The sequence below is a fragment of the Streptomyces sp. NPDC088733 genome, from assembly GCF_044751185.1.
In the GTDB taxonomy this organism is placed as follows: Bacteria; Actinomycetota; Actinomycetes; order Streptomycetales; family Streptomycetaceae; genus Actinacidiphila.
In genome coordinates this window covers 1-18,746 of record NZ_JBIVLH010000021.1, presented here as the reverse complement: position 1 = coordinate 18,746, position 18,746 = coordinate 1, and the positions used below count along the sequence as shown (strand labels likewise).

12 protein-coding genes are annotated in these 18,746 nt (G+C 72.6%); 9 read left to right on the top strand and 3 right to left on the bottom strand.

The window, feature by feature from the left end:
* Positions 1-260 precede the first annotated feature (260 nt).
* The 5 genes from ACIP64_RS30525 to ACIP64_RS30505 all read left to right on the top strand — a co-directional run bounded on the left by ACIP64_RS30525 (position 261) and on the right by ACIP64_RS30505 (position 6,388).
* The gene (locus tag ACIP64_RS30525; RefSeq protein ID WP_401592924.1) at positions 261-1,532 is read left to right on the top strand and encodes an extracellular solute-binding protein; all 1,272 of its coding nucleotides are present in this window, start codon (positions 261-263) and stop codon (positions 1,530-1,532) included.
* Between the two features lie 118 nt (positions 1,533-1,650).
* Positions 1,651-2,652, top strand: coding sequence for a carbohydrate ABC transporter permease (locus tag ACIP64_RS30520; protein ID WP_401592922.1), 1,002 nt, complete (start codon positions 1,651-1,653; stop codon positions 2,650-2,652).
* A 10-nt stretch (positions 2,653-2,662) separates the two neighbouring features.
* Positions 2,663-3,595, top strand: coding sequence for a sugar ABC transporter permease (locus ACIP64_RS30515; RefSeq protein WP_401592920.1), 933 nt, complete (start codon positions 2,663-2,665; stop codon positions 3,593-3,595).
* A 92-nt stretch (positions 3,596-3,687) separates the two neighbouring features.
* Positions 3,688-5,319 carry a glycoside hydrolase family 13 protein gene (locus tag ACIP64_RS30510; RefSeq protein WP_401592918.1) on the top strand — a complete coding sequence of 544 codons (1,632 nt, stop codon included), beginning with the start codon at positions 3,688-3,690 and terminating at the stop codon, positions 5,317-5,319.
* A gap of 31 nt (positions 5,320-5,350) precedes the next feature.
* Positions 5,351-6,388, top strand: coding sequence for a LacI family DNA-binding transcriptional regulator (locus ACIP64_RS30505; protein WP_401592916.1), 1,038 nt, complete (start codon positions 5,351-5,353; stop codon positions 6,386-6,388).
* A gap of 214 nt (positions 6,389-6,602) precedes the next feature.
* Here ACIP64_RS30505 and ACIP64_RS30500 read toward each other — a convergent pair whose 3' ends face one another.
* Complete coding sequence (locus ACIP64_RS30500; RefSeq protein ID WP_401592914.1) at positions 6,603-8,096, bottom strand: hypothetical protein; 1,494 nt, start codon at positions 8,094-8,096, stop codon at positions 6,603-6,605.
* Positions 8,097-8,421: 325 nt separating this feature from the next.
* Here ACIP64_RS30500 and pulA point away from each other — a divergent pair, with 325 nt between their 5' ends.
* The 3 genes from pulA to ACIP64_RS30485 all read left to right on the top strand — a co-directional run bounded on the left by pulA (position 8,422) and on the right by ACIP64_RS30485 (position 15,192).
* Complete coding sequence (gene pulA / locus ACIP64_RS30495) at positions 8,422-13,854, top strand: pullulanase-type alpha-1,6-glucosidase (RefSeq protein ID WP_401592912.1); 5,433 nt, start codon at positions 8,422-8,424, stop codon at positions 13,852-13,854.
* Between the two features lie 215 nt (positions 13,855-14,069).
* Positions 14,070-14,828, top strand: a complete 759-nt coding sequence (locus ACIP64_RS30490) for a TNT domain-containing protein (RefSeq protein ID WP_401592910.1) — start codon at positions 14,070-14,072, stop codon at positions 14,826-14,828.
* A gap of 13 nt (positions 14,829-14,841) precedes the next feature.
* Positions 14,842-15,192: a hypothetical protein gene (locus tag ACIP64_RS30485; RefSeq protein ID WP_401592908.1), complete on the top strand. Its 351-nt coding sequence runs from the start codon at positions 14,842-14,844 to the stop codon at positions 15,190-15,192.
* A gap of 73 nt (positions 15,193-15,265) precedes the next feature.
* Here the strand turns inward: ACIP64_RS30485 and ACIP64_RS30480 are convergent, their stop codons facing one another.
* Entirely contained in the window at positions 15,266-15,772 is a 507-nt protein-coding gene (locus ACIP64_RS30480; protein ID WP_401592906.1) for a GNAT family N-acetyltransferase, read from the bottom strand.
* Positions 15,773-15,879: 107 nt separating this feature from the next.
* Entirely contained in the window at positions 15,880-17,859 is a 1,980-nt protein-coding gene (locus ACIP64_RS30475) for a hypothetical protein (protein WP_401592904.1), read from the bottom strand.
* A 186-nt stretch (positions 17,860-18,045) separates the two neighbouring features.
* Between ACIP64_RS30475 and ACIP64_RS30470 the strand changes: the two genes are divergently transcribed.
* On the top strand, positions 18,046-18,600 hold the full coding sequence (locus ACIP64_RS30470) for a DUF1203 domain-containing protein (protein ID WP_401592902.1): 555 nt from the start codon (positions 18,046-18,048) through the stop codon (positions 18,598-18,600).
* The last annotated feature ends 146 nt before the right edge of the window (positions 18,601-18,746 follow it).

Below are 18,746 nucleotides of genomic sequence, written 5' to 3'. Positions count from 1 at the left end.
GCCTTTCAGAATTTTGCGGAAGATGGCGTAATGACTTCCACGTCGTCGTGCTTCCTCCCGCACGTCTCCTCTCGGCAACTGCCGGGACACACCGACGTAACGATCGGAAGATCTTGCAAGTCTTTGCTGCAAGGTCTTTCCGGAAGCTTTCATCCCTGTTACGTTCCTCGACAGCCCGGCGGCCGCAACGGTGCAGTCGGCAGGGGGGACGCGGCGACGCGCCCCGCAGTATCACGGGCTTTCATCCTGGAGGAGATCACATGCGGCGTGGCATAGCGGCCACCGCGCTGGTTGCGGCGCTCGGGCTCGCGGCGACGGCTTGCGGCGGCGACAGCGGCAGTGACAAGGCCGACGGTCCCGTCACCATCACCTGGTGGGACACCTCGAACGCCACCAATGAGGCGCCGACCTACAAGGCCCTGGTGGCGGACTTCGAGAAGGCGAACTCGAAGATCAAGGTCAAGTACGTCAACGTCCCCTTCGACGCGGCGCAGAACAAGTTCGACACCGCCGCCGGCAGCAAGGGCGCCCCCGATGTGCTCCGCTCCGAGGTCGGCTGGACGCCCGCGTTCGCCAAGAAGAGCTACTTCCTGCCGCTGGACGGCACCGAGGCCCTCGCCGACCAGGACAAGTTCCAGGCGTCCCTGCTCAAGCAGGCCCAGTTCGACGGCAAGACCTACGGTGTCCCCTTCACCACCGACACCCTGGCGCTGGTCTACAACAAGAAGCTCTTCCAGCAGGCCGGCATCGCCGAGGCCCCCAAGACCTGGGACGACCTGAAGGCCGCCGCCAAGACCATCAAGGCGAAGACCGGTGCCGACGGCTTCTGGCTGAACACCGCCTCCTACTACGCCCAGCCGTTCCTGTACGGCGAGGGCACCGACATGGTCGACACCTCCGCCAAGAAGATCACCGTCAACGGTGACGCCGCAGTCAAGGGCCTCACCACCTGGCAGAGCATGTTCTCCGGCGCCGGGCTGCACAAGGCCGACACCACCGCGGACGCCTACGCCCACATCCAGGACGCCTTCGTCAACGGCAAGGTCGCCGCGATCATCCAGGGCCCGTGGGAGATCACCAACTTCTACAAGGGCTCCGCGTTCGCCGACAAGGCGAACCTCGGTATCGCCCCGGTCCCGGCCGGCTCCGCCGGTTCGGCCGGCGCCCCCACCGGCGGCCACAACCTCGCCGTCTACGCCGGCTCGGACAAGGCCCACCAGGAAGCCGCGCTGAAGTTCGTGAACTTCATGACCTCGGCGAAGAGCCAGACCACCATCGCCCTGAAGAACTCCACGCTGCCGACCCGCTCGGACGCCTACACCGCGCAGGTGACCGCGGACCCGGGTGTCGCGGGCTTCCAGTCGGTGCTGTCCTCCGCCCAGCCGCGCCCCGAGCTGCCCGAGTACAGCTCGTTGTGGGGTCCGCTCGGCGACGAGCTGACCAAGGTCGCCGGCGGCAAGGAGCCGCTGGACAAGGGCCTGGACAACGCGGCCGTCGCGATGGCCAAGCTGCTGCCCGACTACAGCAAGTGATCCCCGCGGCCGCCGGCCCCGCCCCCGAACCGGGCGGGCCGGCGGCCACCGGCTGTCCTCCGCCGGAAGACGCCCCGCACGAAGCCCCGCACGACACCCCGTGGAGAAGGCCCCAACGATGACAGCCGCCGCCCCGGGCACGGTGCGCGAGTCCCGCGAAACGCGCGGATCGCGCCCCGGTCCGATCGAGCGCCTCAAGCGCTCCTACCAGAAGCACTGGTACGCGTACGCGATGATCGCCCCGGTGGTCGTCGTGCTCGGCGTCCTGGTGGGCTACCCGCTCGTCCAGGGCATGTACCTCACGCTCACCGACGCCAACAGCCTGAACTCGGCCCGCACCATCGGCGTCAACCACATCGACGCCACCTACCAGTTCATCGGCCTGCACAACTACGCCGACATCCTCTGGGGCCCGACCTCCTACGACCGCTTCTGGTCGCACTTCATCTGGACGGTGATCTGGACCGCGGTCTGCGTCGCCCTCCACTACGGCCTCGGCCTCGGCCTGGCGCTGCTGCTCAACCAGAAGCTGCGCGGGCGCACCTTCTACCGGATGATGCTGATCCTGCCCTGGGCGGTGCCGACGTTCGTCACCGTCTTCTCCTGGCGGATCATGCTCGGCGACTCCGGGGTGGTGAACTCCGTCCTGGGGGGCCTGCACCTGCCGCAGCCGCAGTGGCTGGAGGACAGCACCTTCCAGCAGATCGCCGCGATCCTGGTCAACACCTGGGTGGGCGTGCCCTTCATGATGGTCTCGCTCCTCGGCGGTCTCCAGTCGATTCCGTCGGAGCTGTACGAGGCCGCCGAGATGGACGGCGCGAACGCCTGGCAGCGCTTCCGCAATGTGACCCTGCCCGGCCTGCGCTCGGTCAGCAGCACCGTCGTGCTGCTCGGCATTATCTGGACGTTCAACCAGTTCGCCATCATCTACCTGCTCTTCGGCAGCGGCGCGCCGGACGCGCAGATCCTCGTGACCTGGGCCTACCAACTCGGGTTCGGCCAGCAGCCGCGCGACTACGCGCAGTCCGCCGCCTACGGCGTGCTCCTGCTGTCGATCCTGGTCGTCTTCACCACCTTCTACCGCCGCTGGCTGGCCCGCCATGACCAGCTCGCCGCCTGAGGGGATCAGCATGAGCACCACGACCCAGACCACGATCCCGGGGCCCGGCCCCGATTCCTCCGGCGAGCCGCAGGGCGCCGCGCCGGGGAAGCGGCGCCCGGGCGGGTACCGCCGCGGCCGCCGCAGCCGGACCGCCTCGGTGCTGTCGCACGGTGTACTGTCCGGCGCCAGCCTGATCGCGCTCTTCCCGATCGGCTGGCTGGTCTTCCTCTCCCTCGGCCCGGACAAGGACGACTACCTGCACCCCGGCCGGATCCTGGACAAGGCCGGCTTCTCCAACTACTCCTTCGTCCTGCAGCACACGGGCTTCCTCACCTGGTTCGGCAACACCCTGATCGTCGCGGGGGCCACCTGCCTCATCGGCGTACTGATCGCGGCCACCACCGGCTACGCGGTCTCCCGCATGCGCTTCCCGGGCTACAAGAAGTTCATGTGGGCGCTGCTGATCACCCAGATGTTCCCGGTCGCCGTGCTCATGGTCCCGATGTACGTGATCCTCTCGGACCTGGGGCTGATCGACACCTACGGCGGCCTGATCCTCGTCTACTGCAGCACCGCCGTGCCGTACTGCGCGTGGATGCTCAAGGGCTACTTCGACACGATCCCCTTCGAGATCGACGAGGCCGGCCGCGTCGACGGGCTCAGCCCGTTCGGCACCTTCTGGCGGCTGGTGCTGCCGCTGGCCCGGCCCGGCCTGGCGGTGGCCGCCTTCTACACCTGCCTCACCGCTTGGGGCGAGGTCGCCTTCGCCACCACCTTCATGCTCGACGACGGCAAGTACACCCTCGCCGTGGGCCTGAGCAGCTTCGTCAGCGAGCACGACGCGCAGTGGAACTACATGGCCGCCACCGCGGTGCTCATCGCCATCCCCGTCAGCTTCGTCTTCTACCTCGTGCAGAAGCACCTGGTCACCGGCCTCACCGCCGGCGCCGCCAAGTCCTGACCGCACGCCCCGGGGTGCCCGGCCCGACCGGCCGGGCACCCCGGCCCCGCCTTCCTCGCCGTACCGCGCCTCCACTCCTCCAAGGGATCACCATGACCCAGTACCTGGCGGACTCCACCCGTCACCCCCACCCCTCCGACCAGCCCGTGGCCGCCACGGACTGGTGGAGAGACGCGGTCATCTACCAGGTCTACCCCCGGAGTTTCGCCGACGGGAACGGCGACGGCATGGGCGACATCCCCGGCGTCCGCGAGCGCCTTCCGTACCTGCGCGACCTGGGTGTCGACGCGGTCTGGCTGAGCCCCTTCTACGCCTCCCCGCAGGCCGACGGCGGCTACGACGTCGCCGACTACCGGGCCATCGACCCGATGTTCGGCACCCTGCACGACGCCGACGGGCTGATCCGCGACGCCCACCGGCTGGGCCTGCGGATCATCGTCGACCTGGTCCCCAACCACTCCTCCGACCAGCACGAGTGGTTCAAGCAGGCGCTGCGCGAGGGCCCCGGCTCCCCGCTGCGGCAGCGCTACCACTTCCGTGCCGGCAAGGGCGGGAACGGCGAACTGCCGCCCAACGACTGGGAGTCGGTCTTCGGCGGCCCGGCCTGGACCCGCGCGGCCGACGGCGAGTGGTTCCTGCACCTGTTCGCGCCCGAGCAGCCCGACTTCAACTGGGAGCACCCGGCCGTCCAGGACGAGTTCCGCTCGATCCTGCGCTTCTGGCTGGACATGGGCGTCGACGGCTTCCGCATCGACGTCGCGCACGGCCTGGTGAAGGCCGACGGCCTGCCCGACATCGGCGCCCACGAGCAGCTCAAGCTGCTTGGCAACGATGTCCTGCCCTTCTTCGACCAGGACGGCGTGCACGAGGTCTACCGCTCGTGGCGGCGCATCCTCGACGAGTACCAGGGGCAGCGCATCGCCGTCGCCGAGGCCTGGACGCCCACCGTGGAGCGCACGGCCAACTACGTCCGCCACGACGAACTGCACCAGGCCTTCAACTTCCAGTACCTGGGCACCCGGTGGGACGCCGCCGAGCTGCGCGAGGTCATCGACCGCTCGCTGGACGCCATGCGCCCGGTCGCCGCGCCCACCACCTGGGTGCTGTCCAACCACGACGTGGTCCGCCACGCCACCCGGCTCTCCGCCGACCAGCGGACGTACGACGTGGGCCGCGCCCGTGCCGCCTCCCTGCTGATGCTGGCGCTGCCCGGCTCCGCGTACGTCTACCAGGGCGAGGAGCTGGGCCTGCCCGAGGTCACCGACCTGCCGGACGAGGTCCGCCAGGACCCGGCGTTCTTCCGCGCCGCCGGCCAGGACGGCTTCCGCGACGGCTGCCGGGTGCCGATCCCGTGGACGGCGGAGGGCAGCTCGTACGGCTTCGGCAGCGGCGGCAGCTGGCTGCCGCAGCCCGCCTCCTGGGCCGGCCTGAGCGTGGCGGCGCAGACCGGGGACCCGGCGTCCACGCTGGAGCTGTACCGCGCGGCCCTGCGGCTGCGCCGCGAACTGCCGGGCCTCGGCGCGGGGGAGTCGGTGCACTGGCAGGACGCCCCGCGGGGCGTGCTGGTCTTCCGCCGCCCCGGCTTCGTCTGCACCGTCAACACCACGGGCGCCCCGGTGACCCTGCCGGCGCCGGGCACGGTGCTGCTGAGCAGCGCCCCCGTCGAGGTCACGGCGGACGGGGCCGTCCTCCCGTCCGACACGACCGTCTGGTGGGCCGTTTGACGTGCGCCGCGGTCGCATAGGCTCGGGGATCGTGAACACCACGGCCCGCCTCGCCGACATCGCGGCACAGGCGGGGGTCAGCGAGGCCACCGCCAGCCGCGTGCTGAACGGGAAGGCGGGGGTCGCCCCCGCCACCCGGCAGAAGGTGCTGGCCGCACTCGACGTGCTCGGTTACGAGCGCCCGGTGCGGCTGCGCCGGCGCAGCGCCGGTCAGATCGGCCTGATCACCCCCGAGCTCAACAACCCGATCTTTCCCGCCTTCGCCCAGGTCATCGAGCAGAACCTGACCGGCTACGGCTACACCGCGGTGCTGTGCACCCAGCACCCCGGCGGCTCCACCGAGGACGAACTGGTGGAGGCGCTCGTGGAGCGCGGGGTGCGCGGCATCGTCTTCCTGTCCGGCCTGCACGCCGATGTCACCGCCGACCCCGAGCGCTATGCCCGGCTCCTCGGCCAGGGCGTGCCCTATGTGCTCGTCAACGGTTACAACCCGGCCATCGCGGGCCCGTACATCTCGCCGGACGAGCGCGCCTCGGCGCGGATCGCCGTGCAGCACCTGGTGGACCTCGGCCACCAGCGGATCGGGCTGGCCGTCGGGCCCAACCGGTATGTGCCGGTGCACCGCAAGGTCGACGGCTTCGTGGAGGCGCTGGGCGACTTCCTGGGCCTGGACAAGGAGGAGGCGGCGGGCTGCGTGCAGCACACGCTCTTCTCCGTCGAGGGCGGTCACGCGGCCGCCGGCGCGCTGCTGGACCGGGGCTGCACGGGCATCGTGTGCGGCAGCGACCTGATGGCGCTGGGGGCCGTGCGGGCGGCGCGGGAGCGGGGGCTGACGGTCCCCGGGGACGTCTCGGTCGTCGGCTACGACGACTCGCCGCTGATCGCCTTCACCGACCCGCCGCTGACCACGGTCCGGCAGCCGGTCGAGGCGATGGGGGCGGCCGCCGTGAACGCGCTGCTGGAGGAGATCGGCGGCAATCCGGTGCAGCGTTCGGAGTTCGTCTTCCAGACGGAGCTCGTCGTGCGCGGCTCCACGGGCCAGGCGCCCGGCGGCGGCCGCCGCTCCTGACGCCGGGCCCGGCGTCAGGAACGGCCTTTGTCCGTACGTCCCCGGTCCGGCCGGCCGGGCGCGTGGGGCCGCCGTCAGGCGCGGACCCCCGGCCGGCCGGACCGGGACGATGAGGAACGTAACAGCGCTTCCCGGCGGGACGGAAGGCCCCTGCAGAAACTTTCTGCAAGATTCTGCAGGTGGGAGGCGGGCGGCGCCGCCCGGGGCGCGCCGCTCAGGGCGCGATGCCCACGCCCGGCAGCCGGCTGAGCACCCGCTCCCGTGCCGCGGACAGCGCCGGCCAGTGCGTACCGCCCGGCCGCGGGTAGACGCGGGTGGCGTACGGGCGCGGGAACCAGTCCGGGGCGAAGAAGCAGCCGGTGCCGTAGCCGGCGTCGTACGCCGGGCAGGAGGCCGCGACCGACGCCGGTGTGGGCGTGCGGCCGGTGCGCACCCAGCCGGCGAGGGCGTCGAGGGCGGCGGCGTACTCCGCGGAGCTCAGTTCGCTGTGCTCGGACTCCCGGGTGAAGGTCTGCACGAGACGGACCCGCCCCCGGTCGCCGCGGGAGCGGGCCGCGCCCTCCAGCGACGCCCGGTAGGCCGCCTCGTGCTCGACGAACGCCGTGGGGTCGTCGATGGCGTGCATCGTGAGCACGGGCAGGGAGACGGCGCCGGTGATGTCGCTGTCGAAGGACAGGTCCCGCTTGGCCGACGGGTCCGCGGCGAAGCGCTCCACGCCCGCGTTGAGGGCGGCGTCGTCGTGCGAACCGCGGTACCGCACGGTCGTGTTGTCGAACGGATTGCGGCCGCCCAGCCGGTTGACGACGATGTCGCGGAAGGTGAAGGTCGCGAAGCGCAGGTGCGACTCCAGCGTCCGCTCGGGGACGCGCGTCACCGCGAGGATGTCGTCCAGGTTCCGCTGCTGGAGCGGCGTGCGCTCCTGCGGCGGCGACGCGTAACCGGTGCACTCCTGGAGCCTGGAGCGCAGACCCGTGGCCGTCATCGTCGAGTCCGCGCGCAGCCCCGTCCACAGGGGGTACTGGGGCTCCGTGGGACGCGGGTGGTTCCGGCAGTAGTACTGGTAGACCACGCGCAGGTCCACCCGGTAGTCGTAGCCGCGCGAACCGCCGCCGAGGACACCGCTGGTGAGCAGGACGCCGTCGTAGGGCGCGTGCCTGCCGGTGCCGTAGATCTCGGCGACCTTGGCCGCCACGTCGCCGCCCCAGGACTGGCCGTGGACGAAGGTCCGGCGCGGGGTGCCGAAGCGCTTCACGAACAGCCGGCGCACGTTCTCGGTGTCCGCGGCGGCCATCCGCGTGCCGTAGCCGCCGCGGCGGTACGACGAACCCGCCCAGGCGTAGCCCTCCTTGACCATCACCGACCAGCGCTCCAGGTCCCCGGTGCTGCGCTCGGGGTCGGAGGTGTCGCCGAGGTCGGGGCCGCCGTGGGCGTGCACGACCAGCGAGCCGTTCCAGTCGTGCGGGACGGCCATCGCGTAGAAGGCGCCGCTCGCGTCCTGGCCCCGGTAGCAGGTGGCCTCCGCCGCCAGGTTCGCCGGGCACTGCGCGGGGGCGGGGCCGTCCGTCGCGGCGGCCGGGAGGGGTCCGGCCGTGCCGGCGGCGAGGATCGCGGCGAGGCCGCCGGCCACCGCGGCGACGCGGCGTCCCGCGGACCGGCCCCCGGCCGGCGGCACCGCGGAGCGTGTGCGGCGAGAGAAAAGCCCGAGCATCTCGTCGTCTCCCTTCGGTCTTCCCGCGCCTCGTCGCGCGGCGCACCGATGCTCGGCGACCGCGGGCCGGCGGTCCAGGGACATCGCGTTTGCGTTCATAGTGTTCGGTGACGGTTCGTCAGAACTCGTGTGGCGAGAAGGGGTCGGGCGGGTCGCAGGGGCAGGGCGCGACCCGGTTGGAAATCCTTGCGACATCTTGCTGTAAGACCCGCGCAAGAGGTACGGTCCCGCTCACGGTCCGGCACTGCCGCCGGGCCACGGCTCATGGCGCGTGGGCTCCCAGAGGTACAACCGTCCGCACACGGATTCCGCAAGGAGAACCCCCGTGGCCCAGCCCACCGGGCTGCCCGCGTCCGCCGCGCGTCCCCGCGCGCGCAGACGCGGAGCCGCAGCCGTCGCGGTGGCGGCCCTCGCCGCCGCCCTCGCCGTTCCCGCCTCGGCCCCCGCCGCGTCGGCGGCCGCCCCGCCCGCCCCGCCGTCCGATGCCGTGCTCGCCGTACAGCCCGCCCGTCACGACCTGACGCGCGAGCAGTTCTACTTCGTCCTGCCGGATCGTTTCGCCAATGGCGACCCCTCCAACGACAGGGGCGGCCTGACCGGCACCCGGCTCAGCACCGGCTACGACCCCACCGACAAGGGCTTCTACCAGGGCGGCGACCTCAAGGGCCTGACCCGGCGCCTCGACTACATCAAGGGCCTCGGCACCACCGCGATATGGATGGCGCCGATCTTCAAGAACCGGCCCGTGCAGGGCACGGGGGACCAGGCCTCGGCCGGCTACCACGGCTACTGGATCACCGACTTCACCCAGGTCGACCCCCACTTCGGCACCAACGCCGACCTCAAGACGCTGATCTCCAAGGCCCACGCCAAGGGCATGAAGGTCTTCTTCGACGTCATCACCAACCACACCGCCGACGTCGTCGACTACGACGAGAAGTCCTACGGCTACCTCTCCAAGGGCGCGTTCCCCTACCTGACGAAGGACGGCGTGCCCTTCGACGACGCCGACTACGCGAAGGGCGGCAAGGGCTTCCCCGCCGTCGACCGCGACTCCTTCCCCCGGACCCCCGTCGTCACCTCGGACGCCAAGGTCCCGGCCTGGCTCAACGACCCGGCGATGTACCACAACCGGGGCGACTCCACCTTCGCCGGCGAGAGCGCCGACCAGGGCGACTTCTCCGGCCTGGACGACCTGTGGACCGAGCGCCCCGAGGTCGTGAAGGGCATGGAGGAGATCTACGAGAAGTGGGTCCGCGACTTCGCCGTCGACGGCTTCCGCATCGACACCGTCAAGCACGTCGACCTGCCGTTCTGGACCCAGTGGGCCACCGCCCTCGACGCGTACGCCGCCCGGCACGGCCGCAAGGACTTCTTCATGTTCGGCGAGGTCTACTCCGCCGACACCGCCATCACCTCCCCGTACGTCACGCAGGGGCGCCTGGACTCCACGCTCGACTTCCCCTTCCAGGACGCCGTCCGCCAGTACGCCTCCCAGGGCGGCTCCGCGGGCAGGCTCGCCTCGGTCCTCGGCGACGACTACCGCTACACGACCGACAAGGCCAACGCGTACGAGCAGGTCACCTTCCTCGGCAACCACGACATGGGCCGCATCGGCACATTCCTGGAGCAGGACAACCCGCAGGCCGGCGACGCCGAACTCCTGCGCCGCGACCGGCTCGCCAACGAGCTGATGTTCCTCACGCGCGGCAACCCCGTCGTCTACTACGGTGACGAACAGGGCTTCACCGGCGCCGGCGGCGACAAGGACGCCCGCCAGACGATGTTCGCCTCGAAGGTCGCCGACTACCTCGACGACGACGAACTCGGCACCGACCGCACCCACGCGAGCGACGCCTACGACACCGGCGCCCCGCTCTACCGGGCGATCGCGAGGCTCGCCGCGCTGCGCAGAACCGATCCGGCCCTCGCCGACGGCGTCCAGACCGAGCGCTACGCCGCCGACGGCGCCGGGATCTACGCCTTCTCGCGCACGGACCCCAGGACCCGCACCGAGTACGTCGTCGCCGTCAACAACGCGACGGGGGAGCGGACCGCGGAGGTGCCCACCGGCTCCGCGAACACCGCCTTCACCGCGCTCTACGGTACCGAGGGCTCGGTGCGCAGCGGGGCAGACACCAGGATCGCCGTCACCGTCCCGGCCCTGTCCGCCGTGGTCTGGAAGGCGGCGAAGCCGCTCGGCGCCCCCGCCACCAGGCCGTCCCTCACCCTCGAAGCCCCCGCGGCGGGCGCCACCGGCACCGTCGAACTGTCGGCCGGCGTCCAGGGCGGGCAGCTGAACCGGGTCGTCTTCGCCGCGCAGACCGGCAACGGGCCCTGGAAGGTGCTCGGCTCCGCGGACCACGCGCCGTACAAGGTCACCCAGACGGTCGGTGACGACGTGACGCCCGGGACCGCGCTGCGGTACAAGGCGGTCGTGATCGATTCCGCCGGCCGCACCGCGAGCGCCACCGCCGAGTCCACCAGCGGCACCCCGGTCCCGCCGCAGCCCCCGGTGGCGAGCAGCCGCGACTACGCGATCGTCCACTACAAGCGCACCGACAACGACTACACCGACTGGCGGCTGTACGCCTGGGGCGACATCGCCGAAGGCGAGGGCACCACGTGGCCCGCGGGGCACGACTTCATCGGCCGCGACGCCTACGGCGCCTTCGCCTATGTGAAGCTCAAGCCGGGTGCCTCCAGCGTCGGTTACCTCGTCATCGACAAGGACGGCACCAAGGACGTCGGCTCCGACCGCTTCATCGACGTCACCAGGACCGGCGAGATCTGGGTCGAGCAGGGCAAGGAGGCCGTCGCCACCCAGGCCCCCTCCGGCACCGAGCCGGGACAAGACCGTTCGAAAGCGGTCCTCCACTACCACCGGGCCGATGGAGACTACAGCGGCTGGGGCCTGCACACCTGGACCGGCGCCGCCAACCCCACCGACTGGACCGCCCCGTTGCAGCCGGTGCGGACCGACGCCTTCGGCGCCGTCTTCGAGGTGCCGCTCGCCGCGGGCGCCACGTCGCTGAGTTACATCCTGCACAAGGGCGACACCAAGGACCTGCCCGCCGACCAGTCGCTCGACCTCGCCACCTACGGACACGAGGTGTGGCTCCTGAACGGCACCGAGAAGTACCTGCTGCCGACCACGTCCGGTTCCTCCGCCGACCTCGACCTCTCCACGGCCAAGGCGCAGTGGATCGACGCGGACACCGTCGCCTGGAAGACCGGCGACGGCGCCGCCAGCCAGCAGCTGGTCTACGCCCCGGACGGCGGCCTCGCCGTCAAGGACGGCGTGCTGACGGGTGAGGGCCACTGGCTGCGCCTCCACCGCGTCCCGGGCGGCCTGACCGACGCCCAGAAGGCCCGCTTCCCGCACCTGAAGGACTACGCGGCCTTCACGATCGACCCGCGCGACCGCGACCGCGTCCGCGCGGCCCTCACCGGCCAGGTCGTCGCCACCCAGCACCTTGCCAATGGAGCGCTGCTGTCCGCCACCGGCGTCCAGATCCAGGGCGTCCTGGACGACCTGTACGCGGCGAAGGCGACCAGGGCCGCGCTCGGCCCGGTCTTCGACCGCGGCAGGCCCACGCTGTCGGTGTGGGCCCCCACCGCCCAGTCCGTCGCCCTGGACCTGGACGGGCGCACCGTCCCGATGCGGCGCGACGCCTCCACCGGCGTGTGGAGCGTGACCGGTGAGCGGAACTGGACCGGCAAGCCGTACCGGTACGCCGTGAAGGTCTGGGCGCCCAGCGTCCAGAAGGTCGTCACCAACACCGTCACCGACCCCTACTCCGTGGCCCTGACCGCCGACTCCGAGCAGAGCCTCGTCGTCGACCTCGACGACAAGGCGCTCGCCCCCAGCGGCTGGTCGCACCTGGCCAAGCCCGAGGCGGTCGGCCTGAACAACGCCCAGATCCAGGAGCTCCACATCCGGGACTTCTCCGCCGAGGACACCTCCGTCCCCGCCGCGGACCGGGGCAAGTACACCGCCTTTACCGACACCGGCTCCGCCGGCATGGCACACCTGCGGGCGCTGGCGAAGGCGGGTGTCTCCTACGTCCACCTCCTGCCCGCCTTCGACTTCGCCACCGTGGCCGAGAAGGACGCCGACCGGTCCACGGTCGACTGCGACCTCGCCGCCTACCCGGCCGACTCCGAGAAGCAGCAGGAGTGCGTGGCGGCCGTCGCCGCCGAGGACGCCTACAACTGGGGCTACGACCCCTTCCACTACACCGTCCCCGAGGGCTCGTACGCCACCGACCCGGACGGCACCCGGCGCACGGTGGAGTTCCGGAGGATGGTGCAGAGCCTCAACACCTCCGGCCTGCGCGTCGTCATGGACGTGGTCTACAACCACACCGCCGCGAGCGGCCAGGACGACACGTCCGTCCTCGACCGGATCGTGCCCGGCTACTACCAGCGTCTCCTGGACGACGGCACCGTCGCGAACTCCACCTGCTGCTCCAACACCGCGCCCGAGAACGCGATGATGGGCAAGCTCGTGGTGGACTCGATCGTCACCTGGGCCAGGGAGTACAAGGTCGACGGCTTCCGCTTCGACCTCATGGGCCACCACCCCAAGGCCAACATCCTCGCCGTCCGCAAGGCGCTGGACGCGCTGACCCCCGCCAAGGACGGCGTCGACGGAAGGAAGATCATCCTCTACGGCGAGGGCTGGAACTTCGGCGAGGTCGCCGACGACGCCCGCTTTGTGCAGGCCACCCAGAAGAACATGGCCGGCACCGGCGTCGCCACCTTCTCCGACCGGGCCCGCGACGCGGTCCGCGGCGGCGGCCCCTTCGACGCCGACCCCGGCGTCCAGGGCTTCGCCTCGGGCCTGTTCACCGACCCCAACGGCTCCGCCGCCAACGGCACGCAGGCCGAGCAGAAGGCCCGTCTGCTGCACTACCAGGACCTCATCAAAGTCGGCCTGACCGGCAACCTGAAGTCCTTCTCCTTCACCGACAGCGGCGGCAAGGAGGTCACCGGCGCCGAGGTCGACTACAACGGCTCGCCCGCCGGTTACGCGGACGCCCCCGGCGACGCGCTCGCCTACGTGGACGCCCACGACAACGAGGCCCTCTTCGACGCGCTCGCCTTCAAGCTGCCGAAGGACACCTCGCCCGCCGACCGGGCCCGCATGCAGGTGCTCGCCGAGGCCGTCCCCGCCCTCTCCCAGGGCCCGGCCCTCTACCAGGCCGGCTCCGACCTGCTGCGCTCCAAGTCCCTGGACCGCAACTCCTACGACTCCGGTGACTGGTTCAACGCCGTCCACTGGGACTGCCGGGCCGGCAACGGCTTCGGACGCGGCCTGCCCCCGAAGGCCGACAACGAGTCCAAGTGGCCCTACGCCAGGCCGCTGCTGGCCGCGGACACCCTCAAGGCCGGCTGCGAGCAGATCACTTCGGCCTCGGCCGCGTACCAGGACCTGCTGCGCATCCGCTCCACCGAGCCCGACTTCGGGCTCAGCACGGCCGCGCAGGTGCGGGACCGGCTCTCCTTCCCGCTGTCCGGCAAGGACGAGACCCCGGGCGTCATCACCATGAGGCTCGGCGACCTGGTCGTGGTCCTCAACGCCACCCCGCAGGCCCAGGAGCAGCGCGTCACCGCCCTCGCCGGCACGGGCTGGGCCCTCCACCCGGTCCAGGCCGCGGGCTCCGACCCGGTGGTCAGGCACTCCGCCTACGACCGCGCCTCGGGCACCTTCACGGTCCCGGCGCGGACCGTCGCGGTGTACGTCCACCGGTAACGCGACACTCCGTCACCGCCCGGCCGGAGCTCCCCCGAGGGGGTGCCCCGGCCGGGCGGTGCTGCGTACGGGCGAAGTGCGGGCCCATCCGGATGAATTCACGGCGCGCCGGTCCGGCGGGCGGGGCGGGGCGGGGTACGTATTCGCGCGGCCTCGGTGACCCAGGGTGACCGAGGCTCCCGAATGCCCGGTTCCCGTCGTCCCATGGAGGACCCTTGAAGCGGCGCCAGCGAATATCGCTCACCACTCTTCCTGCTCTGCTCGTCCTGGTTGTCAGCACCCTTGTCGGCACGGTCGCGCCCTCGCAGGCCGACGACCGGGGCCCGGGCTCGCACGCCCCGGCCCCCTCCGTCCGTCCGGCGCCTTCCGTGCGCCCTGCCGCGGCTCCGGCGGCGGCCCCTCTGGTGGGTCCCGGCCGGCCTTTCACCGCAGGCCCGCACACCCCCCGCATCTGCGTCGGTGCCACCTTCACCGTCCCGACGTTCTTCTGCGGCGATCCGCGGCTCGGCCCGCGCGTCCTGCCCCGCAAGGGCCTGATCGGCGCGATGCTGACCGGCTACCGCCGCCTCGACGGCCAGAACGCCAACGGATTCCTGTCGACCTGGTACGACTCCGCGGCGGGCAGGTACCGGTTCCCGGTCGACGACGGTTTCCTCCCGGACGCCCCCACCACGACCCTCAACCTCAGCGTCGGACAGAAGATCGACCGCTTCGGCGGCGAGGGCGGCAGGTTCCTCGCGCCGGCCGGCTCGCCGTACGCGCAGCGCTCCATCGCGCCGTCGAACCTCAACACCTTCGACGCGGGCTACCCCTTCAACTACCACCTGTACAAGGTCGTGCATCGCTTCGAGGTCCGCGCGGGGCTCGTCGCGCCCTTCTACGGCCAGCCGGGCAACGGGCTCCAGTACGTGCTGGACAACGGCGACAGCGTGGCCAACCACATCGCCAACGGCGATCTCGTCCGGCTGAACTGACGGGACCGCGCCCATGGACCGGCGTGAGCTGTGCGAGGCGCTCGCCTCCGAGGGGGTGCCCGGCGGCCTGTACGAGATCCCCGGCTTCCACGAGTTCGACGTGCGGCCCCCGGACTTCTCCTACCTCCGGCAGGAGGACGACGCCTGGGTGGTCGGCAACTGGGAACGCGGCGTTTACGACCCGCACCGGCGCTTCGACAGCGAGGACGCGGCCTGCCGCTACCTCCACGACCGGCTGACGCGGCGCGGGTCCGGCCCGGGCCCCGGCGTGGACGAGGAGATGGAGGCGGTCCTGCGGGACCGCGAGGAGATCCGGCGTGCGGCCGACGCGGCGTACGACCGGGCCCGTCGCGCACAGCCCTGATCCGCGAGCCCTGTCACGCCCAGCGGTGGAGCGGCCCGCCCCCGGACCTCCGGGGGCGGGCCGCTCCGCTGTGCTAGAGCGCCTTCTCCAGCAGCGTCACCGCGTACGGGCTGCCCCTGCCGCCCTGCTTGCGGGGCTGCTCCCCGACGACGGTGTAGCCGGCCGCCTCGTACCAGCCGCGCAGCCGCGGGTTGCCGGCCACGCAGTCCAGCCGGGCCCAGCGGCGTCCCTCCGCGGCGATACGGCGTTCCGCCTCGGCCAGCATCGCCGCGCCGGCGCCGCGCGGGGCCGTCCCGCGGTCCACCATCAGCCGGTGCACATAGCCGGCGTCCGGCGGCCGCACGCCCCAGGCGGGCTCGTCCGCCCACCACAGTTCCCAGCCGCCGACGACCCGGCCGCGGTCCTCGGCGAGCCACACCTCGCCCTCGGCCATGCGGGCCCGGAAGTGGTCCTCGCCCATCTCGCCGGGCTTCCACTGGTCGATGCCCCGCTCCTGCATCCAGCGCGCGGCGCCGTCCCTGAGACGTACGAGCAGGGCGGCGTCGGAGTGCTCCGCGAGCCGGAAGCCGAGAGGGTCCATGCCGCCATTGTCGCCGACCCGTCCGCCGACCTGTCCGCGGACCCGGGACGGGGCCGGGCCGCCCGGCCGGTGGCGTGGACGGCCACCGGCCGGGCGGCCCGGACGGTTCAGCGCAGCGTGCTGATCCTGGTGCCCGAGTCGAGCACCGCGGACAGCTCCGCCCGGGCGCCCTGCTCGGCACGCACCGCCATCGCGGGGCCGTCGGCGGAACCGGTCACGCCGCCGGTGGCGGTGATCCGCTCCACGTCGGGGCTGCCCGCCGCCAGCAGGTACCAGTGCCCGGCCGTGGACTTCCACAGCACCCCGGCCAGCACCTGCGGCACCGACCGGCCGCACGCCCCGGTGTCCTTCGTGCTCTGGCCCACCGGCGCGCCCGGGCTGGTCGGCTCGGTGACCGGCGGCAGGAACAGCGCGAGGGTCCGCCCGTCCGTGCCCGTCCAGGTGTCGGCGCGGGTGCACACCCAGGCGGCCCGGCCGTTGTTCTCGGGCAGCGGCTGCTCGGCGTACTGCCAGGCGTTGACCGTGCGCACGCCCAGCCCCCGCATCGCGCCGAGATGGCAGACCGTGCGCGCCCAGCTCGCCAGGGCGTCCTTGCCGGCGGCCTCGCCCGGGACGGCGCTGCCGGCCGGCTGGTACGTCAGGTGCACCGGTACGAGGTCGCCCAGGTCGGTGAGGAGGATCGGCTTGCCCGGGCCCACGCCGTCCGCCGCCCGGAACTCCAGGGCCGGCCACGCGGTGCCGCACGGCCCCTTCGCACCGGCCGAGGCGCTGTCGCTCTCCGCGCCCGGCATCCGCACGGGGTCGGTCACCCCGTCCGCCGCCAGGCGCAGCTTCTGCGCGGGCCGGTCCGGCCCGAGCAGGTCGCGGGACGCCGTCCCGGTCACCCAAGGGGCGGCCAGGAAACGCGTGTTGCCGTCGATCCGGCCCACCACGACGGCGGCCGTCGAGACGTCGGCGCCGTCCACCCGCGTGAAGTCCAGGGCCGCCTGGCCCTTGCCGTCGCGGGGCTCCGCGTAGCGCACGAGCCGCAGGCCGTCGTACATCAGCACCACGCGCGCGGCGTCCACGTCGCCCGCGTACAGCAGTTGCGGGGGCTGCGCGGGCAGGCCCTCGGTGGTGCCCTTGGTGGCCGAGACCGCGACCCGCTCGCCGGGGTGCGCCCACACCTCGAGCGCCCGGCCCAGCAGCTTCGCGTCCTTGACCCGGCCGCCGCGGGCGGGCCAGACGGTGAAGTCCACCCGGGAGGCGCGCTTCCACACGGCGCCGTCGACCCGGACCAGCCGCGCCGGGTCCAGGAGACTCGCGCCGTACGCGTTCGGGGGGCCGCCCGCGGAGTACGGCTCGGGCCCGCCGCCCAGCACGGCGACCAGGGCCGCCGTGACGGCCACCGCGGCGGCCGCGATCAGCGCGGCCCGGCCGTGCTGGCGCCTGCGCAGCAGATCCGTCGGCCGGGCCTGCACCGTGCAGGGGTCGAACCCGCCCGCGCCGAGCAGTCCGTACGGGACCGCCTCCGCGGACTTGAGCGCGCCGCGGGGGTCGGGCGCGTCGGCGGCGGCGAGCAGCTTGCGCACCTCGCGGCCGTCGGAGCGGCGCAGGTTCTCCAGCTCCAGGAGCGCGTACGCCGCCCGCGCCGGGGCGTCGAGCCCGGCCAGCGCCCGGTCCAGCGCCGCCTCGTCCGTCCCGCCGGCCTTCGGGTGCAGCCGCAGGCCCCAGACGTGCGGCGGCAGGACGCCCGTCGCCGTCTTCCGCAGCCAGCCGCGCGCACCCTCCTCCTGCTCGAAGGCCAGCGCGGCGCAGAGCACTTCCTGCCGCATCAGCGCGTAGGACCGGTCCACCGGGCCGCGCGGCCCCGGGACGCTCAGGGACGCGGGGTCGGGCTCGCTCGCGGATCTCGGCAGGGTGCGCTGCACCAGGGAGTGCGCGGTCATGACCCGGCGGTGCCTGCCGAGCCCCGCGGGCAGGATCAGATACGCCAGCCGGACCAGGTGCGGGTAGTTCTCGACGAGCGCGGCCTCGGCCTCCTCGACGTCCACGATCACGGGAGTGCCGCGCCGGGTCCGGGAGGCGGTCGCTTGTTGAGAAGTCACGTTCCGTTGAACGAGTGAACCCCCGGTTGGTCACCCCCGCGTGCTCCGGGCGAACCCCGCGCGACAGGGAAACCCCTTTCCCCGCAAGCGATCTGACGGTGCGTGGGATCGGGTTGCGGGCGGACGGCCGAACACGGTGTCCGTATCCCGCCGGACCGGGCGGCCCGTCGCGGCGAGGCTGGGGGCATGACCACGGCATACACGGTGCACCCGACGTACAGCTCCCCCTTCTTCTCCGTTCGCGCCATCGACCCGGCCGTCCTGGAGCGGCTGCGCCGCACCGACGACGCGGGGCTGACGCCCGAGCCCGCGGTGGACGGCGAGGGCGGCGCCCCGCTGCGCTGCTGCCTGCGCCGCAGCGCTCCCGGTGAACGCGTCGCCCTGGTCGCGTACGCCCCGTTGCGCCGCTGGGCGGCCGCGACCGGCGCGCGGCCCGGCCCGTACGACGAGACCGGCCCGGTCTTCGTCCACGCCCGTGCCGCGGACTGCCCCGGGCCGCCCGCGGGCACCGGGCACGCCCAGGCTCTCGGCCTCCACGGCGAACACCGGGTCCTGCGCTCGTACGACGGCAACGGCCGCATCCTGGGCGGCCGCCTGGTGCTGCTCAGCGCGGAGGAGGCCGCGGCCGGCGCCGCCGAGGCCGTGCTCGCCACCCGCTTCGCCGACCCGCGGGTCGCGCTGGTGCACGTACGGGCCGTGGAGTACGGCTGCTTCCTCTACGAGGCCGTGCGCGCGCGGTGAGGCCGTACGCGCCGAGGGCGCCCGTCGTGGTGACGGGCGCCCTCGGTGTGCGGGAGCGGTGGGTGCCGGACGGCAGCCGCTGGTCAGACGAGGTCGGCCTTCTCCAGGGCGGTGCAGCAGGTGTCGACCATGAGGCGGGTGACGGT